This window comes from Variovorax xiamenensis (assembly GCF_050916385.1).
In the GTDB taxonomy this organism is placed as follows: Bacteria; Pseudomonadota; Gammaproteobacteria; order Burkholderiales; family Burkholderiaceae_C; genus Variovorax.
Map to the genome: position 1 here is coordinate 6,900,531 of NZ_CP139038.1, position 24,096 is coordinate 6,924,626.

Here is a 24,096-nt window from a genome sequence, read left to right on the forward strand (position 1 = left end):
GCCGTTGCCGCATCTCCATGACCGACGCATCACAACTTTCGCCCTACACCGCCCGCTATCCCTCGCTGGCCGGGCGCACCGTGTTCATCTCCGGCGGGGCCAGCGGCATCGGCGAGGCGCTGGTGCGGGCCTTTCATGCGCAGGGCGCGAAGGTCGGCTTCTGCGACCTCGACACCGCCGCCGGCAACGCGCTCGCCGGGCAACTGCAGGGCGAGCATCCCGCACTCTTCCTGCCCTGCGACGTCACCGACACGGCCGCCCTCGCGGCCACCATCGACGCGGTGCGCCAGCGCTTCGGGCCGGTCTCGGTGCTGCTGAACAACGCGGCCAACGACCGCCGACATGAGATGGCCGACGTGACCGACGAGGACTTCGACCGTCTCGTGGCCGTCAACTTCAAGCACCAGTTCTTCGCCGCGCAGGCGGTGGCCGACGACATGCGCGCACTGGGCGGCGGCTCGATCGTCAACTTCGGCTCCATCAGCTGGATGATCAAGGGCAAGGGCTACCCGGTGTACCAGGCCTGCAAGGCGGCCGCTCGCGGCCTCACGCGCTCGCTGGCGCGCGACCTGGGCAAGCAGAACATCCGCGTGAACTCGATCGTGCCGGGCTGGGTGATGACCGAGCGGCAGATCAAGCTGTGGGTCAAGCCGGAGTCGGGCGCGGAGATCGATGCGGCGCAATGCCTGCCGGGACGCGTGATGGCCGAGGACATCGCGGCGATGGCACTCTTCCTGGCTGCGGACGATTCGCGCATGTGTACCGCGCAGGACTACGTAGTGGACGCCGGCTGGACCTGAAGCCTTTCGCCCTCCTCACAAAGCAGAAAGTCCGGCATGCCGGGCTTTCCTGCCTGCGCTGCGAGCGGATCAGTCGCGGAGTTCCGCCGGAACCGTACCGCCGTTGGCGGCCAGCTTGGTCATGACCTGGCGGTGCAGCCAGATGTTCATCTTGGCGCTGTCGCTGGTGTCTTCGCCGTAGCTCAGCTCGGCGGCCAGCTGCTTGCGCGCGTCGAGGCTGCTGTCCAGGCCCAGCAGCTTCATCAGGTCGACGATGGAGGTGCGCCAGTTCAGGCTGCCCGCGCCGGGCATGGCGTCGAGCACGGCGGCCACGTCGCCCAGCGGAATGGCGGGCGGCGGCGCTGCCACGGCGGGTGCGGGTGCATCGGCTGGCGCCGCGGCGGCGGGGGCAGGCGCGGGGGCCTCAGCGGCTTTGGCGCCCGGGAAGATCTTGGAAAGGATGCTGCCGAAAATGCTCATGCGAGTGCTCCGTTGAAGAGGTGACTGGGAAGGCTGCGGCAACATTTGTGTCGCAGCGGGCGGTTGTAGCACGACCGTGCGGCGCGCCCGCTACACGGTGTGTCGATCGTTCCGCCGGCCGTGACCGAATTCGCAGACTACGCCTCGGCTGTCCCAGTCCCCAGGGGCGGCAGCACGCGCGGCGCGGCCGAGGTGCCGCACGAGTGGCAGAACTTCGAGAACGCGCTCTTGCGCGTATTGCACTTGCCGCAGTGGTCGAACAGGCCGATGCCGCAGTGCGGGCAGAAGTCGATCTCGTTGTTCTTCAGGTCCACCGGCCGCTCGCAGCCTGGGCACACGCTCTTGGCCAGGCGCGCGAGCGCCGTGTCGTAGCTCAGCTCCTCGCGGCGCACCTGGTCGGGCTGCTGCTCGGCCAGCTTCTGCCGCGCGAGGTAGCGGTTGAGCGCGACGATGGCGTAGCGCCCCACCAGCACCGTGAGCACGATGCCCACCACGTAGCGCACATAGCCGCCGTAGCTCGGCAGGTAGGGCACCAGCTCGACGAAGAAGGCGAACAGCGCGAAGAAGATGAAGCCCCACACGAACGGCCAGTAGGTGCTCTTGCGCTTCTTCGCGAAGAGCCAGCCGGCCACCACCAGCAGCGGCAGCGTGAGCGCCAGCCGGTAGGCGAACACGCGCAGCTCGATGCGGCGGTATTCGGCATCGAGCTTGAGCTGCGCCTCGTACTCCAGCGCCGACAGCGCCGTGCGCGCGCCCTGCTCGGCCTGGCGCGCGTCGAGCGCGATCTGCTGCTGCGCATTGACCTTGCGCTGCAGCTCCTCTTCCTTCTGCTTGAAGGCGTCGAGCGCCTTGGTGCGCGCGATGAGCTCGGTGTCCTGGTCGGGCTGCGCGGTGGCGCGCCGCGTGGCGAGCCAGTTGGAGAAGGTCTCGCGCGCATTGAGGCTGGCCTGCTGCGCGGCGTTGAGCTGCAGGCGGATCTGGTCGAGGTCGCGCGCGGCCTGCAGCTCGGCAGCTTCCGAAGCCTTGATGGTGGCGCGCAGCGGCTCGGCTTTGGGCTTGTCGATGAAGTCGTCGAGTTGGCGCACCCGCTCGACCTGCGGCAGGTCGCTCACCACGGTGCTGCCGAGCCCGATGAGGAAGCTCGCGAACACCAGCGCCACCAGCCAGAGGCCGCGGCGGAACCATTTTTCGGAAAGTCTCAGGGACTTGCTCATGTTGTTTTCTCCTTGTTCCTTCTCACTGGAGCTTCAGCGTCACAGGCGCCGCGCCCAACCCGGCGCGCGGCATCCAGGCGAACACCGAATCGACCGTCACCGTCTCGATGCGGTCCGAAAAGCGCTTGTCGTTCGGATGATCGTCGAAAGCCACGTTGGCCGAGCCCACGCGCCCGCCCAGCCGCGTGAGCGGCCCCAGCTTCAGCGTGGTGGGCTCGTAGCCCTTGAACTGCATCCATGCCTGTGCCTGCGCGCGGTTGGCGATGGTGGCGGGCTCCATGGCGGCGGCGAGCGTCTCCATGGCCCACTGGTTCGACTGCTGGTACTTGCGGCCCCACACGTAGCTCACGATGCTGTAGGGCTCGACATGCAGCCGCACGATGCGCGCGGGCGATTCGTTGAGCGCGGCCAGCAGTTGCGCCTGCACCTCGGGCGTGGGCACCACCCACGCGGCCTCGTAGCGCCACGGGTCGTCGAGGAAGAACTCGCCGAGCCCCTGCCGGTAGACCTCGGCGATGGCGGTGCCGCACTGGTTGAGCTTGTGCACCACGCGCCACGGGCCGGCCTCGGTTTTGTAGGCGAAGCCGAGATGCGAATAGCGCAGGCCGTACTTGCTCAGGTCCTGCCCGGCGCGCGCCAGGATCACCACGCGCGCGCCGCTCGCGTCGAGCGCCTGCGACGTGCGCTCGGCCATCCGCATGCCCTTGACGATCACGTCGGGCGTGGGCCTGACCTGCTCGCAGGAGCGACCGGCCTGCGCCTGCACGGGCAGCAAGGCCGCCGCGACCGCCAGCGCGAGCAGCGGCGCCAGCACGCGGTTCACGACAACCTCTCGTTGTGCAGCAGCGCGCGACCGATGGCGTTGGGCACGAAGGCCAGAACCTCGCCGGCGGCCGACAGCACGACGCCCGAACCGATCACGGTGACGAGGACGCTGGTTCCCACCGCCTTCGCCGAGCCTTCGGCCACGCGGCCCGAGACCCTGATGCTGGCGCGCGCGCCGTCGGAGGCGCGTTCGAGCAGGTAGACCGTGCCGTCGACCGATGCCTCGACGGCGACCACCGTGAGCACCGAGCCGCCCACCGACAGCGCGGCGGGCAGCGCGACCGCCGTGGTGGCCGAAGCCCCGACGGCAGAGGCGCCAGCCACCACCGATGCCACCGGCATCAGCGACAGGGCTGCGGAAGCCTCGCTCTGGGCCTGGGCGTGAAGGGGAGCCGAGATGCCCGCGAAGGCGGTGCAGGCGGCGACGAGAACGGCGGCGATCGACTTCTTCATGATGGGCTTTCGTTGATGGAACACGGATCACTCGGCGGCAGTTGCAGCAGCAGCGGCTTCGGCGCGCGCCATGCGGCGGCCCTGCATGCGGGCTTCGGCCAGGTCGGCTTCGTGGCGGTCGCGCAGCGTCTTGGCCAGCGTGAAGGCGGAGCTGATGAGAAACAGCCAGCTCACGCCCAGGAAGGCCTTGTAGGCCTCGTTGATCTCCATGCGCACGAGGCCCCAGCCGGTCAGGCCCATCGCAATGAAGAAGCTGCCCCAGACGACCAGCTTCCACATCGGCACGTCGCGCGACGCTTCAGTGCCGCGCTCGGCGGCCTGCTGGCTGTCGCGCACGAACTTCGACAGCATGAAGGCGGTGCTCAGGCAGAACACGTAGCCCATCACCATGAACGCCCGGTCCAGCGCCTCGCCCGGCAGCCAGCTCAGGCCGGTGGCGCACAGGAAGACGGCGATCGCGAACGAAGCCCAGGCCTGGAACTGCCAGGCCCGCGTGTCGCGCTGGATGAAGACGGTCGTGGTCGATGAGAGGGGTTGCATGTGTGCCTCGCGGCGTAGTGAAGGTGAGCGAATGATGGTTCGCTCCCGCACCGCGAGACTCGAATGCTTGCACCAGTTGCGGTTTTCGGCTCCGCCGGTATCCGCAAGAGATACTTTTGGGGTAGTTCAGGAGGCCAGCAGGGCGCTCACGCGCTGGCGCAGCGCGTCGGGCTGCACCTCGGCCGGCGGCACCGGGGCGCCGACGTTCAGGCCCACGCGGCTGAAGAAGCCGCGGCGGAAAGGCTTGGCCATGGCCACGCGCTCGCCGCCACGCAGTTCGATGCGGCTGAAGTACGAGCCCCAGAGATTCGTCAGCGCCATCGGGATCACCGGCGGCTCGATGCCCTGGGCGCGCGCGCCTTCGAGGATCTTCATCACGCCGCCCTTGAAGGGCTGCAGCTCGCCGTCGCGCGTGATCGCACCTTCGGGGAAGATGGCGAGCAGGTCGCCCTCGCGCAGCACCTCCTGCGCCTTGGCGAAGGCCGCCTCGTAGGCTGCCGGGTCTTCCTTCTGCGACGCGATGGGAATGGCCTTGGCCAGCTTGAAGAGCCAGCCCAGCACCGGCACCTTGAAGATGCGGTGATCCATGATGAAGCGGATCGGCCGCGGGCTCGCCGCCATCAGCAGCACCGCGTCGATGAAGCTCACGTGGTTGCACACCAGCACGGCCGCGCCCTCGGTGGGAATGTGCGTCTCGCCCTTGATGTCGAAGCGATAGACGAAGCGCGACAGCACCCAGGCCACGAAGCGCAGCAGGTACTCGGGCACCAGCATGAAGATGTAGAACGCCACCACCGCGTTGGCGATGCCGGTGAACAAAAAGATCTGCGGAATGGTGAAGCCCGCGCCCAGCAGCGCGCCCGCGATGACCGAGCTGCCGATCATGAAGAGCGCGTTGAGGATGTTGTTCGCCGCGATGATCCGCGCGCGGTGCGTGGGCTGGCTGCGCAGCTGGATCAGCGCGTACATCGGCACGCTGTAGAGCCCCGCGAACAGCGACAGCAGCGCCAGATCGGCCATCACGCGCCAGTGCGCGGCCTGGTGCACGAAGGCGCCGATGCCCATGTCGTGCGTGGCGGGCGCGAGGCCGCGCGAAGCGAAGTACAGGTCGATGGCGAACACGCTCATGCCGATAGCGCCCAGCGGCACCAGGCCGATCTCCACCTGCCGACGGCTGAGCGTCTCGCACAGGAGCGAGCCGACGCCGATGCCCACCGAGAACACCACCAGCAGCAGCGAGGCCACCTGCTCGTCGCCGTGCAGCACTTCCTTGGCGAAACTCGGGAACTGGCTCAGGAACACCGCGCCGAAGAACCACATCCACGAGATGCCCAGCAGCGAGCGGAACACCACCACGTTCTCGTTCGCGAGCTTCAGGTTTCGCCAGGTCTCGCTGATGGGATTCCAGTTGATGACCAGCCCCGGGTCGGTGGCCGGCGCGCGCGGAATGGCCTGCGCCACGCCCCGGCCGACCAGCGCCAGCAGCACGCAGCCCACGGCCACGCTCGTGTGGCCGACCTGCGGCAGGGCCACCAGCAGCCCGCCGGCCACCTGCCCGAGCAGGATGGCGACGAAGGTGCCCATCTCGACCATGCCGTTGCCGCCGGTGAGCTCGCGCGCGTCGAGCACCTGCGGCAGGTAGGCGAACTTGACCGGGCCGAACAGCGTGGAGTGCAGCCCCATGAGGAACACGCAGCCCAGCAGCACCACCGCGTTGGCGGTGACGAAGCCCCAGGCGGCGATCAGCATGATCACGATCTCGAGATCCTTGACGAAGCGGATCATCTTCGTCTTGTCGAACTTGTCGGTGAGCTGGCCGGAGGTGGCCGAGAACAGCAGGAACGGCAGGATGAACAGTGCGCCGATCACCAGGCCCGCCATCGAAGGCGGCATCCAGCTCAGCTGGAGCTGGTAGGTCACCATCACGGTGAAGGCGAACTTGAAGAGGTTGTCGTTCGCCGCGCCGGCGAACTGCGTCCAGAAGAAAGGCGCGAAGCGCCGCTGCCCGAGGAGCGCGAACTGGTTGGCGTGGGCGTTCTCCTCGTGAGCCACGGGCGTGGCCGGGGCTGCGGCGGCGGGATTTGTCATTCGAAGAGTGCTCCTCATGCGGCCACGGCGGCGGCGCCCGGATTGTGCCGCAGCGCGGCTTCCCAGCGCATCTCCAGCTTGCGCAGCGCGAACACCACGGGCAGTCCGGCGAGCGAGGCCGTCAGGTGCTTGAGCGTATGGCCCGACACCGTGTGCCGCGTGAACTCGTAGATCTGTTGGTCGGCCATCTCGAAGCCCTTGGCCAGCACGTAGAAGAAGATGACCCAGCCCAGCTTCAGCCCTACCGACTTGCGCATCGGCGTGGAGAGCGCCAGCGTCAGCACCAGCGCCATGCCGCCGAACTGCACCAGCGCCCAGGGCATGACGTTGCCCGTTTCCTGGAACACCTCGGCCGAGAGCAGGCCGGCAGTCAGCACGAACCAGGCTGCGGGCCAGCCGGCGCGCTGGCTCACCCGTTCGCAGACCGCCACCCCGATCAGCCCGGCGAAGGCCACCGCCATGCCGGCGCGGTCCGCCGCGAGCCGGGGGCCGTCGGGCATGAGGTGATAGAAGGCCGATCCGGCGGCGGTGGCGATCAGGCCGGCGAAGAAGAGCCAGGCGCAGTCCAGCGTGTTGTCCGGCGGGTCGCTGGCCGGCGGGGCCAGCGGGAACTGCGACAGCGCCTCCTGGTGCGAACGGTCGATGCGGTTGAGCCGGTACAGGCCCCACAGGCCGATCACCACGAAGGGGATGTTGCTCAGCACGTCCATGGCGTTGGGCAGCCCGTGCCAGGCGCGGTTGTCGGCGAACACCGAGGCGATGGCCACGTCGGCAGCCGGCAGCTCGGGGCCGAAGAAGCCGATCAGCGCGAGCAGCAGGAAGGTGAAAAGCAACCCGCGTTCGCGGCGGCTGAGAGAGGGCAGAAGCATGGCGGTCCTCGGTGGTGGTCTGAACGTGGGGCGGAATTTAGGGTCCGGACCCCTCCAGAGGCATCGAGAATCGATACGAGGCACTAATTCACACCCGGTGGTATCTCCAATTGATACTTGCCGACGCCCGTGTACGCTTCCCGCCCATGAGTACCACCGTCGATCTCGTCCAAGCCCTCAAGAACGAACTCAAGAACGCCCGCATGACCTACGCCGACCTGGCGCGGTCGCTCGACATGGCCGAATCCAGCGTCAAGCGGATGCTGGCCAAGAGCGACATGCCGCTGTCGCGCGTGGACGCCATCTGCCGGGCGCTGAAGATCGATTTCGCCGAACTGGCGCGCCGCGTGGCCGACGCCCAGCCGCTCTTGAAGGAGCTGACGCACGAGCAGGAAAAGGCGGTGGTCAAGGACAAGAAGCTGCTGCTGGTGGCCATCAGCGTGCTGAGCCAGTGGACGCTGGAGCAGATCGTGGCGGCCTACCGCGTGAGCGAGGCCGAGTGCATCGGCTTCCTGGCGCAGCTGGACCGCATCGGCATCATCGAGCTGCGCCCGCTCAACCGGTATCGCCTGAAGCTCGCCAAGACCTTCCGCTGGCGGCCGCACGGCCCGGTGATGGAGTTCTTCCGCGAGAACGTGGTGCTCGACTACTACAAGGGCGGCTTCGACGGCCCGGCCGAGGGCCTGCTGCTGGTGCACGGCCAGATCAGCCGCTCCCTGGCGCCCGCCTTCCTGGAACGCCTGCAGCGCGTGGCGCAGGACTTCGCCCAGCAGCACCAGACCGACCAGAAGCTGGCCGCCAAGGACCGCGAGGGCTACACGCTGCTGCTGGGGATGCGGAACTGGGAGTTCGAGGCGTTCACCAGACTCCGTAGAGCCTGAGGCTTAATCCAGGAACACCGAGGAACCGGCTTTGCCGGGCCTCAGGTGTTGCCCCCGGTAGGGGGTTGGCGAAGCGACACGAAGTGCGCGCAGCCTGGGGGCGAGCCCTATTTGGCGGCTTCCAGGGTGTCGCGCATGGCGCGCGCCGCGGTCTTGGCCGCCTCGGCGAAATCGTCGCCCGACGAGGCGTAGATGATCGCCCGCGACGAGTTCACGACGATCGGCGCATCGGCGCGCCAGCCGGCGCGCACCGTGGCGACCGCGTCGCCGCCCTGGGCACCGACGCCCGGGATCAACAGCGGCACTGTGGGCGCGAGTTCGCGCACGCGCTCGATCTCGGCGGGGTAGGTCGCCCCCACCACCAGCCCGAGCTGGCCATTCAGGTTCCACGGCCCCTGCGCCAGCCTGGCGACGTGCTCGTACAGGAAGGGCTGGCCCTCGACGTCCGCCAGCCGCTGGCCCTGCAGGTCGGAGCCGCCCGGGTTGCTGGTGCGGCACAGCAGGAAGGCGCCCTTGCCCTCGTGCTTGAGATACGGAGCGACCGAGTCGAAGCCCATGAAGGGCGACAGCGTCACCGCGTCGGCGCCGTAGCGCTCGAAGGCTTCCAGGGCGTACTGCTCGGCGGTGGAGCCGATGTCGCCGCGCTTGGCGTCGAGGATCACGGGCACGTCGGGCGTGTTGCGGCGCATGTGCTCCATGAGCTTTTCGAGCTGGGCTTCGGCGCGGTGGGCGGCGAAGTAGGCGATCTGCGGCTTGAAGGCGATGACCAGGTCGGCCGTCGCGTCGACGATGCGGGCGCAGAAGTCATAGATGCGGCTCGCGTCGCCCTTGAACTGCCCCGGGAACCTGGCTGGCTCCGGATCGAGCCCCACGCAAAGCAATGAACCGTTTTTTTGCTGTGCGGCGGCCAGCTTGTCGAGGAAAGTCATGGGCCGTGATTTTAATTGGCCCGCCATGGAGGCTCAGTTCGGGCCGGGCGAGTGCTGTTCCGCGGCCAGGCAGAGGTCTGCCCAGGCGCGGGCCTTGTCCGCGGGATTTCGCAGCAGGTAGGCCGGGTGGTAGGTGGCGACCACGGAGGCGCCATCGACGGAATCCAGCGGCACGGCGCGGCCGCGCAGCTTGCCCAGCGGGTCGCCGCTGCGCATCAGGCTCTGGGCGGCCAGCGGGCCCATGGCCAGCACGACGCGCGGGGCGATGGCCGTCGCGTGCTCGCCGAAGGCCTCGTCCATGGCGCGCGGGCTCCCCGGCTGGCCGGAGGCCACGCCGCGGTGGGTGCGCATGAGGTGCACCGGCGTGCCGCCGTCGTGCAGCTTCAGGGCGCGCAGCATGTTGTCGAGCAGGCGGCCTGAATCGCCAGCGAAGGGGTCGCCATGGCGGCCGTCGGCCTCGGGCGGCATGTCGGCGACGATCAGCCAGCCGCCCTGCGCGGCATCGGCCACTCCGGCGTCGGCATAGAGACGGCACGGTGCTTCGACCAAAACGGCCGCCCCCTGGCTGACCGGCGCGGTGGCACGGGGAGCGAGCGCGGGAGCCTGCACCGGCGCGGCGGCGGGCCGGGCCGCAGGCGGAGGCGGTGCGGCCACCGGCATCTCGGCTTCCTGGCGCTCGTCGACGACAGCCACTTCCTCATCGACCGGCGCGGGAGCTTCGGGCGCGGCAGCCACCTCGACCGCCTCGGGCACCGGCCACCAGACCTTCACACCCATCTCGTCGAGCATCGCGCGCTGGCGGGCGTCGAGCCTCAGTGTCTGCACCGCGGCGCTCATCGCAGGCCTCCCCAGGCGGTGGAGCTCTCGTTCAGGCGCAGGCTCATGACGACCGCGTCCTCGCGCTTGCCGTCGTGCGCCGGGTAGTAGCCCTTGCGCACGCCGACGCTGCGAAAGCCCTGGCGCAGGTAGATGTCGAGCGCGCGCTGGTTGCTCTGGCGCACTTCGAGCCAGAGCCACTGCGCGCCCTCGGCGCGCGACCAGCCGCCCAGCGCCTCGAGCATGAGCGGCGCCCAGCCCTGGCGCTGGAATGCCGGCGCCACGGTGATGTTCAGCAGGTGCACCTCGTCGACGCCCTTCATGGCGACGAAGTAGCCGATCAGCGTCTCGCCCAGCTGCGTGACCGGCGAGTTCACGCCCGGCGCGATGCCGGGGGCCAGCAGGCACTGGCAGTGGTAGCCCACGGCCATGGAATCGGTGAAGTTGGCGCGCGTCCAGGGGTGGCTGTAGGCCGTCTGCTCGACCGCGCAGACGGCATCGATCCGCTCGACGGTGAGCGGTTCGAGGCGGGCTTCGACGGGCTGGAGGACTGCGCTCATGCGAGGGGCTGGCGGGCAGCGGCCGCCTTGATGGCGGCGCGCTCTTCTGTGGTTTGCGCCACTTTATCGCGAACGTAGAGCGGCCAGGCCTGCGCGGCCGGCACGGTACGCCCGGCGGCGAGCAGTGCGGGCGCCAGCCGCAGCATGGCGGCGGCCGTCGGCAGCGCCTCGTGGCGGGCGGAGGCCGGGGCCAGGCGCTCGCCGTAGGCGGCGAAGGCATTGCCGGCGAGGGGCCAGCCGGCGGGCACGTCGAGCTCCTCGGGCGACAGCAGCAAGGGCTCCTCGCCGCCTTCGGGCTGGCCGAACGGACCATGGGCCGCGAAGTCGTAGCGCGCGGCGTAGACCTGGTCCATGCGGGCGTCGAGCACGGCCACCACCTGTTGCGCGCCGAAGGCATGACGCGCTTCCTCGGCCACCGCGAGCAGGGTGTCGACCGGCAGCAGCGGCACCTTGGCGCCGAAGGCCAGGCCCTGGGCCACCGAGCAGGCGGTGCGCAGCCCGGTGAAGGAGCCGGGGCCGCGGCCGAAGGCGATGGCGTCGAGTTCGGCCAGCGCGAGGCCGGCTTCGCCCAGCAGTTGCCGGATCAGCGGAAGAAGGGTGCTGGAGGCCTGCGCGCCGCCGGCACCGTCGTGCGCCAGCAGCCTGTCGCCGTGCAGCACGGCCACGGACAGGTGTTCGGTGCTGGTATCGAAGGCGAGCAGCTTGGGCGGGACGGAAGGCATCCCCGCGATTATCGAGGGCCGGGCAATCCCGAAGCGCGGCCTGCGATATCGGCGGATCTGTCGCCGTCGGCATCGTCGCTGCGCAGGATCGCCAGCCCGGCCCGACGCAGCGGCACCAGCGCTGCGGACGGCGCTTCCGGCGAAACCAGCAGCGTGCCGGCAGACGCCACCGGGTTGACCACCCAGGCCGACGCCGCGCCGATCTTTTCCGACGAGGCCATCACCACCGTCTCGGCCGCCGAGGCCATCAGCGCGCGCTTGATCTCGGCCTCCTCCAGGTCGCCGGTGGTCAGCCCGGCCTCGGCGTGCACGCCGGTGACGCCCATGAAGTACGTATCGGCATGGATGCGCGAGATGGCAGCCATCGCCGCCGAGCCCACCGCCACCATCGAGTGCCTGAAGAGCCGACCGCCGATCAGCACCACCTCGACGCCCGCGTGCGAGGCCAGCTCCACCGCCACCGACGGGCTGTGCGTGACCACCGTAGCCCGCAGGTTCGCCGGCAGGTGGCGCGCAAGCTGCACGGCGGTGGTGCCGCCGTCGATGAACACCACCTGCCCCGGCTTCACCAGGCGCGCGGCGGCGCGGCCGATGGCGATCTTCTCGTCGGGCGCGAGCTGCTGGCGGCCAGCGAAGTCGGCCTCGGCCGCCGCCAGCGGCAGGGCGCCGCCGTGCACGCGCAGCAGCAGTCCCTCGGCCGCCAGTTCGCGCAGGTCGCGGCGGATGGTGTCTTCCGACAGGCCCAGCTCTTCGCTGAGCGACTTGGCGACGACATTGCCGTCGCGCCGCAGGACCGAGAGGATGTGTTGCTTGCGCTGGCTGGTGAGCATGCGGCGATGGTATCGGCTGGCGCAGCCTTTCGCACGATTTTTCTTGTTATTGCACGAACATGCACATATGCTCGGCGCCATGACCATCCACGACCGCGTCCGGGTGCACGAAGTCACCCTGCTTTCCGACAACTGGTACACGCTGCGCACCACAGCCTTCGACTGGCGCCGCAACGACGGCCAGTGGCAGCGCATGCACCGCGAGACCTACGACCGCGGCAACGGCGCCACGCTGCTGCCCTACAACCTGGAGCGGCGCACCGTGCTGCTCACGCGGCAGTTCCGCTATCCGGCCTTCGTCAACGGCCACGACGACCTGCTGATCGAGGCCGCCGCCGGCCTGCTCGACGACGCGGCGCCAGAGGAGCGCATCCGCGCAGAGGTGGAGGAAGAACTCGGCTACCGGCTGGGCGAGGTGCGCAAGGTCTTCGAGTGCTTCATGAGCCCGGGCTCGGTCACCGAGAAGCTGCATTTCTTCGTCGCGCCCTACGAGCCGTCGATGCGCATCGGCGCCGGCGGCGGGCTGGCAGAGGAAGGCGAGGACATCGAGGTGCTGGAGCCCGGCATCGACGAGGCCCTGGCCATGGTGGCCGACGGCCGCATCGCGGACGCCAAGACGGTGATGCTGCTCTATCACGCGAAGCTGCACGTTTTCCCGCCGGGATAATGGGCGGATGCCTTTCGTCTTTCGTCGTGTCCCCCGTGCGCTCGCCTGCGCGCTGACTCTCGCAACGCTGGCTCCGTCCGGCGTGTTCGCCCAGCAAGCCCTTCCCACCCAGGTCGAAGCCGCCCTCGCCCGCGCCAAGGTGCCGCGCGAGTCGGTGACCATGCTGGTCGCCGAGGCCGACGGCACGCGCCAGCCGCGCCTGGCATGGCGCACGCAGGCGCCGGTGAACCCGGCGTCGATCATGAAGCTGGTGACCACCTACGCCGCGCTCGACCTGCTCGGCGCGGCCTACAACTGGACCACGCCGGTCTACGTCGACGGCACGGTGAACAACGGCGTGCTCAACGGCAACCTCTACATCAAGGGCCAGGGCGATCCGAAGCTGGTGCTGGAGCGCGTGTGGCTGCTGCTGCGCCACGTGCAGGGGCTGGGCATCACCACGGTGAGCGGCGACATCATCCTCGACCGCAGCGCCTTCGAGACCACGGTGGAAAGCGACCCCGCCGCCTTCGACGGCGAGCCGCTGCGCCCCTACAACGCCTCGCCCGACGCGCTGCTGGTGAACTTCAAGTCGGTCAACATGACCTTCGCGCCCGACCGCGCCGGCCAGATCGCGCGGGTGAGCTACGAGCCCCCCCTCGCGAGCGTGGCCATGCCGCAGACCGTGGCGCTGGTGCCCGGCGAATGCGGCGACTGGCGCGGCACGCTGCGCGCCGACTTCAGCGACGTGAACCGCATCCGCTTCAACGGCGGCTTCCCCAGCGGCTGCGGCGAGAAGAGCTGGGCCGTGGCCTACGGCGACCCGCGCACCTACGCCATGCGCGCCATCGGCGGCATGTGGGCCGAGATGGGCGGGCGCGTGGGCGGCCAGATGCGCGAGGGGCGCGTGCCGGCGGGGCTGAAGCCGGCCTTCGAGTTCGAGTCGCCGCCGCTGGCGGAGGTGATCCGCGACGTCAACAAGTACAGCAACAACGTGATGGCGCAGCAGCTGTTCCTCACGATAGGCCTGGCGCAGAAGAACCGCGGCACCTTCGAGGCCTCGCGCGCGGCCATGGGCCAGTGGTGGCGCGAGCGCATCGGCACGGGCGAGGCGCAGCCGGTGTTCGAGAACGGCTCGGGCCTGTCGCGCGACGAGCGCATCAGCGCCGCCGCGCTCGGCAAGATGCTGCAGGTGGCTTGGCGCTCGCCGGTGATGCCGGAGCTGATGTCCTCGCTGCCAGCCATGGGCGTGGACGGCACGCTGAAGAAGCGCACGCTGCGCTCGGGCGGCTCGGCGCACCTGAAGACGGGCACGCTGCGCGACGCCTCGGGCGTGGCCGGCTACGTGGACGGCGCGAGCGGGCGCCGCTACGTGCTCGTGGCCATCGCCAACGGCGAGAACGCCGGGGCCGCGCGCGCGGCCTTCGACGCGCTGGTCGACTGGGCCTCGCAGGACAACTGAGGCCCGAAGGCCGCCTGCACGGCCGGCGGCTGGCCGGATTGCAGCGCTGTGTACTGAAGTTTTCTGAGGGCAAACGCCCGCTTGCGCGCGGCCATGGCGCTGCACAGAATCGGACGGTCGTTCGATTCCATACAAGCCAAGCGCACCAGCGCAGGAGACATCACGTGAACCAGCCTCATCCCCAGTCCTCGAGATCCCTGCGCAAGACCGGCGCCTTCACGGCCGTCGCGAGCGCCGCGACCCTGCTGCTGCTCGCCGCCTGCGGCGGAGGTGGCGGGGGCGGAGGAGGCATCGGCATCGGGGTGGGCGTTCCGCCGCCCGCGGTCGACAACGGCCGGGGCTCGGTGGTCACCGACCCGCCCGAGAAGACGGCCGCGCTGACGGCCACCCAGTTCACCGCCAGCCTGCAGGCCAGCGACCAGGGCAAGGCCCTGCTGCAGGTGGCGGGTACGCCCAAGTGCGGCGTGGACCTGCGCTACCTCGAGTACCGCACCATCGGCGCGAAGAACGAGGCCACCAACGCCACCGCCGCGATCATGGTGCCCACCGGCTCCGACGTGGCCTGCAGCGGCCAGCGCCCGGTGGTGCTCTATGCCCACGGCACCACCGCCGCCAAGGCCTACAACCTGGCGAAGTGGACAGACAGCACGCAGGCCGCCGCCGGCGAGGGCCTGATGGTCGCCGCCATGTTCGCGGCGCAGGGCTACATCGTGGTGGCGCCCAACTACGCGGGCTACGACAAGTCGACGCTGCCCTACCACCCGTACCTCAACGGCGACCAGCAGGGCAAGGACATGGTCGACGCGCTCACCGCGGCGCGCAAGACCTTCTCGGGCATCGGCGCGAACGACGCCGGCTCGCTCTTCATCACCGGCTACTCGCAGGGCGGCTATGTGGCGATGGCGGCGCACCGCGAGATGCAGGCCAACGGCAAGGCGGTGACGGCATCGGCGCCGCTGTCGGCGCCCTCGGCCATCAGCCTGCTGACCGACTACACCTACCTGGGCTGGCCGGCGCTGGGCGCCACGCTGTTCGTGCCGCTGCTGTCGACCAGCTGGCAGCAGCAGTTCGGCAACGTCTACGGCTCCACCAGCGACGTATATGAAGCCCAGTACGCCAGCGGCATCGACACCCTGCTGCCGAGCACTTCGCCCGGCACGCTGTTCTCCAGCGGCAAGCTGCCGCAGCTCGCGCTGTTCCCGGCCAACGCCACGCCGGGTCCGGTGAGCCCCGAGCTGTCGATCTTCTACGGCGCCAACAACCTCATCAAGCAGAGCTTCCTGACGCAGGCGGCCGGCGACATCCAGGGCAACCCCTGCCCCGGCAACGCGCTGCCGGCCACGTCTGCTTCGCTGAGCACGACCTCGCCGCTGGACTGCAAGCCCTCCACGGGCTTTCGCAAGGCGGCCATCGCCAACGACCTGCGCAACTGGGTGCCAACCCGGCCTGTGCTGATGTGCGGCGGCGCCAACGACCCGACGGTGAACTTCGTGAGCACCCGCGCCACCTCGGGCTACTTCCGCGCCAAGGGCATGCCGTCCAGCCTGCTGTCGGTGGTGGACCTGGAGGATTCGGCGGCGATCGACGCCTATTCGACCGCCCGCGCCGGCTTCGCGCAGGCCAAGGCACTGCTGGCGCAGAACACGTCGGGCAGTGCATCGGACAAGGCCCAGGCCGTCACGCTGGCGTACCACGGCACCCTGGCGCCGCCGTTCTGCCTGGCCTCCGCGCGAGGCTTCTTCCAGGGCGTGCTCGCAGCCGGAGGCTGAACGAAGAGCCCATTCCAGGAACACCGCGGAACCGGCTTTGCCGGGCCGCTGGTGTTGCCCCCTGCAAGGGGGTGGGCGGCCACACGAAGTGGGCAAGCCTGGGGGTTAGCCAGGTTCAAGCGGCCGACGCTCTTTGGAGGCGGTCTTTCACGCCTTCCCACTCGTGCGTGTCGGGCGGCGTCTCGACCCAGATCAGCTTGACGCCCTGCGCGTCGAACTCGCGCAGCACCGCGAACAGCAGCTGCGCGCTCGCCGCCGCGTCGTCGGGCATGCGTCGCAGCAGCACGCGCTGCGAGCGGCTGCGCACCGCCGTGCGCGACCACACGGCGATGTGGGCGGCGTTCGCGCCCAGCACGTCGAGGCCGGTCTGGATCGACTTGGCGTCCATCAGCCGCACCTTGGCGTTCGGCGCGTAGTGCGCCTCGAGCGTGCCCGAGGCGCGCGGGTCGGGCGTTTCGAGCACTTCGCGGTCGGCGAGCTTCTCGCCGCAGGCTGCCTCGATCTGCGCGCGCGTGATGAGACCGGGGCGCAGCAGCACGGGCGCGCCGCGGCTGCAGTCGACGATGGTCGACTCGATGCCCACGTCGCAGGCGCCGCCGTCGATCACGAGCAGTTCGTCGCCGAACTCGTCGTGCACGTGCTGCGCGGTGGTCGGGCTCACGCGGCCGAAGCGGTTGGCGCTGGGCCCCGCGAGGCCGGGCACGCCCTGCTCGGCGCAGGCCTCGAGCAGCACCTGCGCCACCGGATGCGAAGGGCAGCGCAGGCCGATGGTGTCCTGCCCGCCGGCAGCCGCGGCGCCCACTCCGGGCTGGCGCGTGACGATCAGCGTGAGCGGGCCGGGCCAGAAGGCCTGCACCAGCTTCTGCGCGAAGGGCGGCAGCGGCTGGGCGAAGCGCGAGAGCGACTCCGTGCCCTTGGTGCCGGCCGCCACGTGGACGATCAGCGGATGGTCGGAGGGCCGCCCCTTGGCCTCGAAGATGCCGGCCACGGCGGTGTCGCTGCTCGCGTCCGCACCAAGGCCGTAGACGGTCTCGGTCGGGAAGGCCACCAGCCCGCCCGCGCGCAGCACGCGCGCCGCCTCGGCGATGGCTTCGGGGGTGCGGCCGTCGAGGATCATGCGAGGTCGGCGGTGCTCACCGCCGGCAGGCCCAGCAGCAGAGCGGCCTGCGAGGCCGTGGCGCGCACCGCTTCGAGCGTGGCGCCGGTGAGCGTGAGGTGGCCCATCTTGCGGCCCTTGCGCGGCTCCATCTTTCCGTAGAGGTGCAGGTGCGCGCCGGGCAGCGCGAGCACCTCGCTCCAGCGCGGCGACACCGGCTTGTCGGCCTTGCCGTCGGCGCCGGCGGGAAACCACAGGTCGCCCAGCAGGTTGAGCATGATCGCGGGGCTGTGCTGGCGCGGCGCGGCCAGCGGCAGGCCGGCGAGGGTGCGCACCTGGAGCTCGAACTGCGACACGTCGCAGGCTTCCATCGTGTAGTGGCCGCTGTTGTGCGGACGCGGCGCCATCTCGTTGACGACCAGCGAGCCGTCGGCCAGCGCGAAGAACTCGACGCACAGCACGCCCACGTAGCCCAGGCCATTGGCGATGCTCTTGGCCGAGTTGACGGCGCCCTGCGCCACCGTCTTGGGCATGTTCTGCGGGTGCACCTCGGTCACGGCCAGGATGCCGTCGCGGTGCAGGTTGCGCTGAGGCGGGAAGTGCACGATCTGGCCGTCGCGGCCGCGCGCCAGGATGACCGAGCACTCGAACTCGAGCGGCAGCATCTTCTCGAGCACGCAGGGCACGCAGCCCGTGGCCTGCCAGGCGTCGACCAGCTCGGCGCGGGTCTTCACGCGCTGTTGGCCCTTGCCGTCGTAGCCCAGGCGCGCGGTCTTGAGGATGCCGGGCAGCAGGTTGTCGTCGACGGCGGCGAGCTGGGCGGCGGTCTCGACGACCGCGTAGGGCGCGCAGGGCACGCCGCAGCGGGTGAAGTGCGCCTTCTCGGCGATGCGGTCCTGCGCGATGGCGATGGCCGGCGCGGCGGGCGACACCGGGCGCGCCACCGCGAGGTGCTCCAGCGAGGGCGCGGGCACGTTCTCGAATTCGGTGGTCACCGCGTCGGCCAGGCCAGCCAGGCGGGCCAGGCCGTCGACATCGTCGTAGTCGGTGTGGATGTGGTGATGGCTCACGCGGCCGGCGGGGCTGTCGGTGTCGGGGTCGAGCACCGCCGTGAAGTAGCCCATGCGCTGGGCGGCGTGGGCGAACATGCGCCCCAGCTGTCCGCCGCCGAGCACGCCGAGCGTGGCGCCCGGAAGGATGGGCAGGTCGCCGTTCTTGCTGCTCACAGGGCACCTCCGCCTTGCGGCGAGAAAGGAGACACGGGGGGAGCCTCGCCAGCGGGGGCCGGGGGCAGGGTCATGGCCTCGGCGGCGGCCGTCTGCGCGGCGCGGAAGGCGTCGAGCTTCGCGCGCAGCGCCGGGTTGTTCACCGCCAGCATCGACACCGCGAACAGCGCCGCGTTGGCAGCGCCGGCGTTGCCGATGGCGAAGGTGGCGACCGGCACGCCCTTGGGCATCTGCACGATGCTGTAGAGCGAGTCGACGCCCTGCAGGTGGCGGCTGGCCACCGGCACGCCGAGCACCGGCACCGTGGTCTTGGAGGCCAGCATGCCCGGCAGGTGGGCCGCGCCGCCCGCGCCGGCGATGATCGCGGCCAGCCCGCGCCCGGCTGCGCTTTCGGCGTATTCGAAGAGCGTGTCGGGCATCCGGTGGGCCGAGACCACCCTGGCTTCGTGGCCGATTCCGAATTGCTGGAGAATCTCGACCGCGTTGCGCATCGTCTCCCAATCGGAGTTGGAGCCCATCACTACACCGACCTGAATGGTTTCGTTCATGGTTTCAATTTTACGTTTCACCCTCAGTTGGTTCCGATGATCGACATCACTCTCGAAAATTTCCAGGCCGAACTGATCGAAGCCTCGGTCGCCGCGCCGGTGCTGCTGGACATCTGGGCCGAATGGTGCGGCCCCTGCAAGCAGCTGGGCCCGGTGCTCGAAAAGCTCGAAGTCGAGTACGGCGGGCGCTTCACCCTGGCCAAGCTCGACGCCGACAAGGTGCCGCAGATTTCCTCGCAGCTGTCGGAAATGTTCGGCGTGCGCAGCATCCCGTTCTGCGTGATGTTCAAGGACGGCCAGCCGGTGGACGGCTTCGTCGGCGCCATCCCGGCCGAGAAGATCCGCGAATTCCTCAATAAGCACGTGCCTGGCGCCGACGAGGCCGAGGCCGCCTCGCAGGAAGCCGCCGCCCAGGAGGCGCTGGCCGGCGGCGACACCGAGGGTGCGCTCGAGAAGCTGCAGCACGCGGTGGCCACCGACCCGGCCAACGACGACGCCCGCTTCGACTACGTGAAGCTGCTGCTGCAGGAAGGCCGCATCGACGACGCCAAGGTGGCCTTCGCCCCGGTGATCGCCAAGACCTCGGTGGTGCGCCGCTTCGACGCGCTGCAGCGCTGGATGGACGCTATCGATTTCGCAGCACCGGTGGCAGGCGCAGCGCCTGCTGTCGCCGATTTCGACGCGAAGATCGCCGCCAACAAGCGTGACTTCGACGCCCGCTTCGGCCGCGCCCGCCTGCTGATGGCCGCGCAGCGCTGGACCGACGCCATGGACGAGCTGCTCGACATCCTGATGCGCGACAAGACCTGGAGCGAGGACCTCGCCCGCAAGACCTACATCGCCATCCTGGACATCATCGAGCCGCCGAAGGTGAAGGTGGCCGACGGGCAGATCCCGCCGGACGATCCGGTGGTGGCGAGCTACCGCCGCCGGCTCAGCAGCATCGTGCTGAGCTGATCTCCTTCCCCCTTTCCACGAAAGCGACCTCCGGGTCGCTTTTTTCATGGCCTAACGACACGGAACCGCGGAATTGGCGAGCCCCGCGCCGTCGCATACGATCACGCCCGATTCAACTTGTTGCAGTTCGAAAAAGGAACACTGGCCATGCGCTCCTTCGCCCGCCGCACCGCGCTTTTCCCCGCCCTTGCCGCCACGGCGTTATTGGCCACGCTGGCCGGTTGCGGCAGCGGCATCAGCCTCGACGAGCCGATCGAGGGCCCGGCCTGGCAACTGGCCCAGCTGGGCGACGAGCCGGTCCCGCCGGGCAGCGGCGCACAGGTGCAGTTCGACCGCAGCAGCGGGCGCGTGAGCGGCTCGGGCGGCTGCAACCGCATCTCCGGCACCTTCACGCGCACCGGGGTCGCGCTGAAGATCGGCCAGCTGGCCTCGACCCGCATGGCTTGCCTCGACCCGAACCGCAGCGCCAACGAGGCCCAGTTCATTTCCGCGCTGCAGAGCGCCGCGAGCTACCGGCTGGCCGGACCGACCCGGCTGGCGCTGCTGGATGCCAGCGGGCGGACGGTGGCGCTGCTGAACAGCGGCGGGGCGCGCTGAGGCGCCGCCTCCCCGTCTGCGTCCTTTTTCTACTTGGCGGCTGGCGTAGCGACGGTCAGCTGGACTTCCTCGGTCGCCAGGCCCCGGTCGGAGATGGTGACCTCCACCGTGCCCTTGGCATCGGCCGCAACCTTGACGCGCACCACGTACTGGTTCACCCCCGGGCCGACCAGGATCTCGAAGCTCGCCGGGCCTTTCACCGAAACCTGCGGCGCAGCGGTCACGCCGCTCACGGTGATCTCGCGGGCCTCGCCCGGGGCGACCTTGGCATCGTCGGCCGGCGAGATGCTCATGGCGCTGGCACCGCCCACGCAGCTGCCGTTGCGTTCGACGGACTTGCGCTGTTCGGCGAAGCTGAGAAGACGGTTGCTCAGGGGGCGGCGGGCGGCATAGAGGTCGGCGGTTTCGCTGGCCAGCCTGCGGGCCGTCGTTGCCTCGGTCGCTTTGGGCTTTTGGCCCTTTGCTTCTGCCTCGAGCCTGTCTTCGCGCGTTCTCTGTGCCTCTTTCACGGCGGCGGCGGTCTGCTGTTTCTGCAGGGCGGCGACCTGTGCGAGCAGCTCCTGCATGCTGGCGCTTCCCAGTGACTTCGATGCTGCCGCAGTGGAGCCAGAAGATGCCGAGCTGCTCGTCGCACTGCCGCCGCCCACCGCCGGCGGGGCTGCCGGCGTTCCGCTTCCGCCGCCACCGCCTGGATCGCTTTCGCTAGGCACATCGATCTTCACCGCCCTGAACTTGCCGATCATCCCGGCCGCTTCGCCGGCCATGACGTCCGGTGAGGTGATGGGTTTGCTGGCTGCGTTGATCCGCGCAGCCACGCGGGCAAAGACGAGATCGCCCTCTCGCATCAGGATGACGCCGCTGTTGTTGAGCTGGTCGGCCAGCTGTTCACTGGAGGCCAGGGTCTTGCGGGCACGTACCAGCGCGCTTCTCGCCTCCACCCGGACCTGCGCCCAGGCCAGCTTGCTGTCGCGGCCATAGCGCTCGGTGGCCTCGGCTTCCAGCAGGCTCTTGTCGAGCTTGTTGATGGCCTTCGCAAGATCCTCCCGCTCCTGCCTCATCTGCGAGAACTGGACCGCGCTCATGCGCAGCGGCTCGATGTTCATCATCGCGCAGGTCAGCTCGCGCATGCCTTCGACATACGCCTGCTCCTGGGCGGGATTGACGAACCAGGTGCTGCCCGAATAGGCCGCGAAGCCGGCCGCGCCGGCCAGCGCCAGGCGCTTCTTGTCGTGGTCGCTCGTCACGCCCGACTTCAGGCCGCTGTAGAGCGCCGCGGCGGTCACGCCCAGCAGCCCGAGCTGGGTGAGGGCGCGAACGCGCGACTGCGTGGAAAGCGAGTCGTACCACTCGCGCCGCTGGTCCTTGAGCACGGCGAGCGCGCCGTGCAGGTTGCCAGCCAGCCTTTCGGCATGGGCATAGCGCACTTCCTCCCGGCCGAGCTGGCTGATGGGCCGGTCGACGCGCGCGCTGCGCTGGTAGGGATTGGTGCTGCTGCACCCCGCGATCGCAACGGCAAGGCCCGCGGCCACGCAGCGATGCCAGCGCTGGACTCTTCCTGCTCCGGTTTCCATATTCCCGCCCCTCATGTTCTTGGCGCACATGATGGCGAGGCGGGGACGTTCGGACATCCCCTGTTCCCGTGGCGACAAGGCGCCCGGGATGGACTACCCGGCCAGGCGGGCAGTCATTGCTTCAGCCGGTGAGTCGCTCCAGCGCCTCGCGGTACTTGGCGGCCGTCTTCTCGATGACTTCGGCCGGCAGGCGCGGCGCCGGGGGCGTCTTGTCCCAGGGCTTGCCGTTGATCTTGGTGGCTTCGAGCCAGTCGCGCACGAACTGCTTGTCGTAGCTCGGCGGATTGGCGCCGGCGGCCAGCGCGGCCTGGTAGCCCTCGACCGGCCAGTAGCGCGAGCTGTCGGGGGTGAGCACTTCGTCCATCAGCACCAGCGTGCCGTTCTCGTCGAGGCCGAACTCGAACTTGGTGTCGGCAATGATCATTCCCTTGGCCAGGGCGATCTGCGCGGCGGTCTCGTAGATGGCGATGCTGGTCTCGCGGATCTGCTGCGCGAGCTTGGGGCCGACGATCTCGACCACGCGCTCGTAGCTGATGTTCTCGTCGTGCTCGCCGGCCGCGGCCTTGGCGGCGGGGGTGAAGATGGGGCGCGGCAGCTTGCTGGCGTTGGTCAGGCCCTCGGGCAGCGGCACGCCGCAGACCGAGCGGCTTTCCTGGTATTCCTTCCAGCCGCTGCCGGCCAGGTAGCCGCGCACCACGGCCTCGACCGGGATCGGCTTCAGGCGCTTGACCAGCATCGAGCGGCCGGTGACCTGCGGCACCTCGGCTTCGGTGACCACGCTCTCGGGCGCGTCGCCGGTCAGGTGGTTGGGGCAGATCTGGCCCAGCCGGTCGAACCACCACAGCGCCATCTTCGTAAGGATCTCGCCCTTGCCCGGAATGGGCTCGCCCATGATCACGTCGAAGGCGCTCAGGCGGTCGCTCGCGACCATCAGGATGCGGTCCTCGCCGACGGCGTAGTTGTCGCGCACCTTGCCGCGCGCAAGCAGGGGCAGGCTCTGGATGGAGGAGGTGTGGACGGTGGTCATGGGAGCAACAGCAAATGCGGTGGGAAACGTGGGGACGGTGAAAGCGGATTGTGCGCGCAGAAAAAAGCCACCGCGAACGGTGGCCTTCGAGCAGCGGGGAGGTTTTAGATGACTTCCTGGGCCAACTCGCCCTTGGCGTACTTGGTGGCGACCACTTGGAGCGTGTCGCCCTTGATCTTGGCGCCCTGGCCTTCGCAGCCGAATTCGATGTAGCGCTGCTTGCAGATCTGCTTGGCGGCTTCGCGCGCGGGCTTGAGCCATTCGCGGGCGTCGAACTTCTCGGGGTTCTCGGCCATGAACTTGCGCACCGCGCCGGTCATCGCCAGGCGGATGTCGGTGTCGATGTTGATCTTGCGCACGCCGTACTTGATGGCTTCCTGGATTTCCTCGACGGGCACGCCGTAGGTTTCCTTCATGTTGCCGCCGAACTTGCGGATGATTTCCAGCAGGTCTTGCGGCACCGACGACGAGCCGTGCATCACCAGGTGGGTGTTGGGCAGGCGGGCGTGGATTTCCTTCACGCGCTGGATCGACAGGATGTCGCCGGTGGGCTTACGGGTGAACTTGTAGGCGCCGTGGCTGGTGCCGATGGCGATGGCCAGCGCGTCGAGCTGCGTGGCCTTGACGAACTGGGCGGCTTCCTCGGGGTCGGTCAGCAGCGCGGAGTGGTCGAGCACGCCTTCGGCGCCGATGCCGTCTTCCTCGCCGGCCATGCCGGTCTCGAGCGAGCCCAGGCAGCCCAGCTCGCCTTCGACGGTCACGCCGACCTTGTGCGCCAGCTGCACGACCTTGCGGGTCACGTCGACGTTGTAGTCGAAGGAGGCGGGCGTCTTGCCGTCTTCATGCAAGGAGCCGTCCATCATGACGGAGGAGAAGCCGAGGTCGATGGCGCCCTGGCAGATGGCCGGGCTCTGGCCGTGGTCCTGGTGCATGACCAGCGGGATGTTCGGATACTGCTCGATCGCGGCCTGGATCAGGTGCTTGATGAAGGCCTCGCCGGCGTATTTGCGGGCGCCTGCGCTGGCCTGCAGGATGACGGGCGCGCCGGTTTCCTTGGCGGCCTCCATGACGGCCTGGACCTGTTCGAGGTTGTTGACGTTGAAGGCCGGAATGCCGTAGCCATTGGCTGCGGCATGGTCGAGCAGTTCGCGCATCGAGACGAGTGCCATGGGAAATACCTCGCGGGAATTAGGAAAAGAAGAAGACTGAAA

At 69.3% G+C, this 24,096-nt stretch carries 25 protein-coding genes; 7 read left to right on the forward strand and 18 right to left on the reverse strand.

The annotated features are described in order from the left end of the window. The first annotated feature begins 17 nt into the window (after window positions 1-17). Window positions 18-800 carry an SDR family NAD(P)-dependent oxidoreductase gene (locus SFB74_RS31795; RefSeq protein ID WP_432728348.1) on the forward strand — a complete coding sequence of 261 codons (783 nt, stop codon included), beginning with the start codon at window positions 18-20 and terminating at the stop codon, window positions 798-800. 69 nt (window positions 801-869) lie between these two features. On the opposite strand, the gene SFB74_RS31800 is transcribed toward SFB74_RS31795, so the two are convergent. From SFB74_RS31800 to SFB74_RS31830, 7 genes are all read right to left on the reverse strand, one after another. Then, a complete protein-coding gene (locus tag SFB74_RS31800; RefSeq protein ID WP_432728349.1) occupies window positions 870-1,259 on the reverse strand; it encodes a DUF3597 domain-containing protein in 390 nt (129 codons plus the stop codon). A gap of 137 nt (window positions 1,260-1,396) precedes the next feature. Then, the gene (locus tag SFB74_RS31805) at window positions 1,397-2,473 is read right to left on the reverse strand and encodes a serine endopeptidase (RefSeq protein WP_432728350.1); all 1,077 of its coding nucleotides are present in this window, start codon (window positions 2,471-2,473) and stop codon (window positions 1,397-1,399) included. 22 nt (window positions 2,474-2,495) lie between these two features. After that, on the reverse strand, window positions 2,496-3,296 hold the full coding sequence (locus SFB74_RS31810; RefSeq protein WP_432728351.1) for a DUF2145 domain-containing protein: 801 nt from the start codon (window positions 3,294-3,296) through the stop codon (window positions 2,496-2,498). Further along, window positions 3,293-3,751 (reverse strand): hypothetical protein, encoded by a 459-nt coding sequence (locus SFB74_RS31815; protein WP_432728352.1) that lies wholly within the window; start codon window positions 3,749-3,751, stop codon window positions 3,293-3,295. The genes SFB74_RS31810 and SFB74_RS31815 overlap by 4 nt, the downstream gene beginning before the upstream one ends. 27 nt (window positions 3,752-3,778) lie before the next feature. Continuing rightward, on the reverse strand, window positions 3,779-4,291 hold the full coding sequence (locus SFB74_RS31820; RefSeq protein WP_432728353.1) for a YiaA/YiaB family inner membrane protein: 513 nt from the start codon (window positions 4,289-4,291) through the stop codon (window positions 3,779-3,781). A 126-nt stretch (window positions 4,292-4,417) separates the two neighbouring features. Beyond that, entirely contained in the window at window positions 4,418-6,379 is a 1,962-nt protein-coding gene (locus tag SFB74_RS31825) for an MFS transporter (protein ID WP_432728355.1), read from the reverse strand. Window positions 6,380-6,393: 14 nt separating this feature from the next. After that, the gene (locus SFB74_RS31830) at window positions 6,394-7,248 is read right to left on the reverse strand and encodes a hypothetical protein (protein ID WP_432728357.1); all 855 of its coding nucleotides are present in this window, start codon (window positions 7,246-7,248) and stop codon (window positions 6,394-6,396) included. A gap of 146 nt (window positions 7,249-7,394) precedes the next feature. Between SFB74_RS31830 and SFB74_RS31835 the strand changes: the two genes are divergently transcribed. Then, window positions 7,395-8,129 (forward strand): helix-turn-helix domain-containing protein, encoded by a 735-nt coding sequence (locus SFB74_RS31835; protein ID WP_019653935.1) that lies wholly within the window; start codon window positions 7,395-7,397, stop codon window positions 8,127-8,129. A 107-nt stretch (window positions 8,130-8,236) separates the two neighbouring features. Here SFB74_RS31835 and pyrF read toward each other — a convergent pair whose 3' ends face one another. From pyrF to SFB74_RS31860, 5 genes are read right to left on the reverse strand one after another with little or no spacing between them, the layout of a single operon-like run. Further along, complete coding sequence (pyrF, locus tag SFB74_RS31840) at window positions 8,237-9,058, reverse strand: orotidine-5'-phosphate decarboxylase (RefSeq protein WP_432728359.1); 822 nt, start codon at window positions 9,056-9,058, stop codon at window positions 8,237-8,239. A gap of 33 nt (window positions 9,059-9,091) precedes the next feature. Continuing rightward, the gene (locus SFB74_RS31845; protein WP_432728360.1) at window positions 9,092-9,895 is read right to left on the reverse strand and encodes a uracil-DNA glycosylase family protein; all 804 of its coding nucleotides are present in this window, start codon (window positions 9,893-9,895) and stop codon (window positions 9,092-9,094) included. Beyond that, window positions 9,892-10,434 carry a ribosomal protein S18-alanine N-acetyltransferase gene (rimI, locus tag SFB74_RS31850; protein WP_432728361.1) on the reverse strand — a complete coding sequence of 181 codons (543 nt, stop codon included), beginning with the start codon at window positions 10,432-10,434 and terminating at the stop codon, window positions 9,892-9,894. Before rimI ends, SFB74_RS31845 begins: the two co-directional genes overlap by 4 nt. Next, on the reverse strand, window positions 10,431-11,156 hold the full coding sequence (gene tsaB / locus SFB74_RS31855) for a tRNA (adenosine(37)-N6)-threonylcarbamoyltransferase complex dimerization subunit type 1 TsaB (protein ID WP_432728362.1): 726 nt from the start codon (window positions 11,154-11,156) through the stop codon (window positions 10,431-10,433). Before tsaB ends, rimI begins: the two co-directional genes overlap by 4 nt. A gap of 8 nt (window positions 11,157-11,164) precedes the next feature. Then, on the reverse strand, window positions 11,165-11,986 hold the full coding sequence (locus tag SFB74_RS31860) for a DeoR/GlpR family DNA-binding transcription regulator (RefSeq protein ID WP_432728363.1): 822 nt from the start codon (window positions 11,984-11,986) through the stop codon (window positions 11,165-11,167). Window positions 11,987-12,065: 79 nt separating this feature from the next. Here SFB74_RS31860 and SFB74_RS31865 point away from each other — a divergent pair, with 79 nt between their 5' ends. The 3 genes from SFB74_RS31865 to SFB74_RS31875 all read left to right on the forward strand — a co-directional run bounded on the left by SFB74_RS31865 (window position 12,066) and on the right by SFB74_RS31875 (window position 15,863). Continuing rightward, window positions 12,066-12,653, forward strand: a complete 588-nt coding sequence (locus SFB74_RS31865; protein ID WP_432728364.1) for a GDP-mannose pyrophosphatase — start codon at window positions 12,066-12,068, stop codon at window positions 12,651-12,653. A 7-nt stretch (window positions 12,654-12,660) separates the two neighbouring features. Continuing rightward, entirely contained in the window at window positions 12,661-14,094 is a 1,434-nt protein-coding gene (gene dacB / locus SFB74_RS31870; RefSeq protein ID WP_432728365.1) for a D-alanyl-D-alanine carboxypeptidase/D-alanyl-D-alanine endopeptidase, read from the forward strand. Window positions 14,095-14,258: 164 nt separating this feature from the next. Continuing rightward, window positions 14,259-15,863, forward strand: coding sequence for an alpha/beta hydrolase family protein (locus SFB74_RS31875; RefSeq protein ID WP_432728366.1), 1,605 nt, complete (start codon window positions 14,259-14,261; stop codon window positions 15,861-15,863). Between the two features lie 115 nt (window positions 15,864-15,978). Here the strand turns inward: SFB74_RS31875 and SFB74_RS31880 are convergent, their stop codons facing one another. Genes SFB74_RS31880 through purE form a run of 3 tightly spaced genes read right to left on the reverse strand, consistent with a single transcriptional unit; the run spans window position 15,979 to window position 18,733 of the window. Further along, on the reverse strand, window positions 15,979-16,980 hold the full coding sequence (locus SFB74_RS31880) for an L-threonylcarbamoyladenylate synthase (RefSeq protein WP_432728367.1): 1,002 nt from the start codon (window positions 16,978-16,980) through the stop codon (window positions 15,979-15,981). Continuing rightward, complete coding sequence (locus tag SFB74_RS31885) at window positions 16,977-18,185, reverse strand: 5-(carboxyamino)imidazole ribonucleotide synthase (protein ID WP_432728368.1); 1,209 nt, start codon at window positions 18,183-18,185, stop codon at window positions 16,977-16,979. Before SFB74_RS31885 ends, SFB74_RS31880 begins: the two co-directional genes overlap by 4 nt. Continuing rightward, window positions 18,182-18,733, reverse strand: a complete 552-nt coding sequence (purE, locus tag SFB74_RS31890) for a 5-(carboxyamino)imidazole ribonucleotide mutase (RefSeq protein WP_093196053.1) — start codon at window positions 18,731-18,733, stop codon at window positions 18,182-18,184. The genes SFB74_RS31885 and purE overlap by 4 nt, the downstream gene beginning before the upstream one ends. Before the next feature lie 36 nt (window positions 18,734-18,769). Between purE and SFB74_RS31895 the strand changes: the two genes are divergently transcribed. Beyond that, window positions 18,770-19,690, forward strand: a complete 921-nt coding sequence (locus SFB74_RS31895; RefSeq protein WP_432728370.1) for a tetratricopeptide repeat protein — start codon at window positions 18,770-18,772, stop codon at window positions 19,688-19,690. Window positions 19,691-19,837: 147 nt separating this feature from the next. Continuing rightward, window positions 19,838-20,287: an META domain-containing protein gene (locus tag SFB74_RS31900; protein ID WP_432728372.1), complete on the forward strand. Its 450-nt coding sequence runs from the start codon at window positions 19,838-19,840 to the stop codon at window positions 20,285-20,287. Between the two features lie 29 nt (window positions 20,288-20,316). On the opposite strand, the gene SFB74_RS31905 is transcribed toward SFB74_RS31900, so the two are convergent. The 3 genes from SFB74_RS31905 to fba all read right to left on the reverse strand — a co-directional run bounded on the left by SFB74_RS31905 (window position 20,317) and on the right by fba (window position 24,054). Then, on the reverse strand, window positions 20,317-21,915 hold the full coding sequence (locus SFB74_RS31905; RefSeq protein WP_432728374.1) for a hypothetical protein: 1,599 nt from the start codon (window positions 21,913-21,915) through the stop codon (window positions 20,317-20,319). A gap of 64 nt (window positions 21,916-21,979) precedes the next feature. After that, the gene (locus SFB74_RS31910) at window positions 21,980-22,885 is read right to left on the reverse strand and encodes a phosphoribosylaminoimidazolesuccinocarboxamide synthase (RefSeq protein WP_432728375.1); all 906 of its coding nucleotides are present in this window, start codon (window positions 22,883-22,885) and stop codon (window positions 21,980-21,982) included. Between the two features lie 104 nt (window positions 22,886-22,989). Continuing rightward, entirely contained in the window at window positions 22,990-24,054 is a 1,065-nt protein-coding gene (gene fba / locus SFB74_RS31915; RefSeq protein WP_093196048.1) for a class II fructose-bisphosphate aldolase, read from the reverse strand. Between the last annotated feature and the right edge of the window lie 42 nt (window positions 24,055-24,096).

Excerpts from the sequence above, each read along its gene's own strand:
- SFB74_RS31795 (WP_432728348.1), top strand. The coding sequence starts at position 18 with ATGACCGACGCATCACAACTTTCGCCCTACACCGCCCGCTATCCCTCG.
- SFB74_RS31800 (WP_432728349.1), bottom strand. The coding sequence starts at position 1,259 with ATGAGCATTTTCGGCAGCATCCTTTCCAAGATCTTCCCGGGCGCCAAA.
- SFB74_RS31805 (WP_432728350.1), bottom strand. The coding sequence starts at position 2,473 with ATGAGCAAGTCCCTGAGACTTTCCGAAAAATGGTTCCGCCGCGGCCTC.
- SFB74_RS31815 (WP_432728352.1), bottom strand. The coding sequence starts at position 3,751 with ATGAAGAAGTCGATCGCCGCCGTTCTCGTCGCCGCCTGCACCGCCTTC.
- SFB74_RS31820 (WP_432728353.1), bottom strand. The coding sequence starts at position 4,291 with ATGCAACCCCTCTCATCGACCACGACCGTCTTCATCCAGCGCGACACG.
- SFB74_RS31825 (WP_432728355.1), bottom strand. The coding sequence starts at position 6,379 with ATGACAAATCCCGCCGCCGCAGCCCCGGCCACGCCCGTGGCTCACGAG.
- SFB74_RS31830 (WP_432728357.1), bottom strand. The coding sequence starts at position 7,248 with ATGCTTCTGCCCTCTCTCAGCCGCCGCGAACGCGGGTTGCTTTTCACC.
- SFB74_RS31835 (WP_019653935.1), top strand. The coding sequence starts at position 7,395 with ATGAGTACCACCGTCGATCTCGTCCAAGCCCTCAAGAACGAACTCAAG.
- pyrF (WP_432728359.1), bottom strand. The coding sequence starts at position 9,058 with ATGACTTTCCTCGACAAGCTGGCCGCCGCACAGCAAAAAAACGGTTCA.
- SFB74_RS31845 (WP_432728360.1), bottom strand. The coding sequence starts at position 9,895 with ATGAGCGCCGCGGTGCAGACACTGAGGCTCGACGCCCGCCAGCGCGCG.
- rimI (WP_432728361.1), bottom strand. The coding sequence starts at position 10,434 with ATGAGCGCAGTCCTCCAGCCCGTCGAAGCCCGCCTCGAACCGCTCACC.
- tsaB (WP_432728362.1), bottom strand. The coding sequence starts at position 11,156 with ATGCCTTCCGTCCCGCCCAAGCTGCTCGCCTTCGATACCAGCACCGAA.
- SFB74_RS31860 (WP_432728363.1), bottom strand. The coding sequence starts at position 11,986 with ATGCTCACCAGCCAGCGCAAGCAACACATCCTCTCGGTCCTGCGGCGC.
- SFB74_RS31865 (WP_432728364.1), top strand. The coding sequence starts at position 12,066 with ATGACCATCCACGACCGCGTCCGGGTGCACGAAGTCACCCTGCTTTCC.
- dacB (WP_432728365.1), top strand. The coding sequence starts at position 12,661 with ATGCCTTTCGTCTTTCGTCGTGTCCCCCGTGCGCTCGCCTGCGCGCTG.
- SFB74_RS31880 (WP_432728367.1), bottom strand. The coding sequence starts at position 16,980 with ATGATCCTCGACGGCCGCACCCCCGAAGCCATCGCCGAGGCGGCGCGC.
- purE (WP_093196053.1), bottom strand. The coding sequence starts at position 18,733 with ATGAACGAAACCATTCAGGTCGGTGTAGTGATGGGCTCCAACTCCGAT.
- SFB74_RS31895 (WP_432728370.1), top strand. The coding sequence starts at position 18,770 with ATGATCGACATCACTCTCGAAAATTTCCAGGCCGAACTGATCGAAGCC.
- SFB74_RS31900 (WP_432728372.1), top strand. The coding sequence starts at position 19,838 with ATGCGCTCCTTCGCCCGCCGCACCGCGCTTTTCCCCGCCCTTGCCGCC.
- SFB74_RS31905 (WP_432728374.1), bottom strand. The coding sequence starts at position 21,915 with ATGTCCGAACGTCCCCGCCTCGCCATCATGTGCGCCAAGAACATGAGG.
- SFB74_RS31910 (WP_432728375.1), bottom strand. The coding sequence starts at position 22,885 with ATGACCACCGTCCACACCTCCTCCATCCAGAGCCTGCCCCTGCTTGCG.
- fba (WP_093196048.1), bottom strand. The coding sequence starts at position 24,054 with ATGGCACTCGTCTCGATGCGCGAACTGCTCGACCATGCCGCAGCCAAT.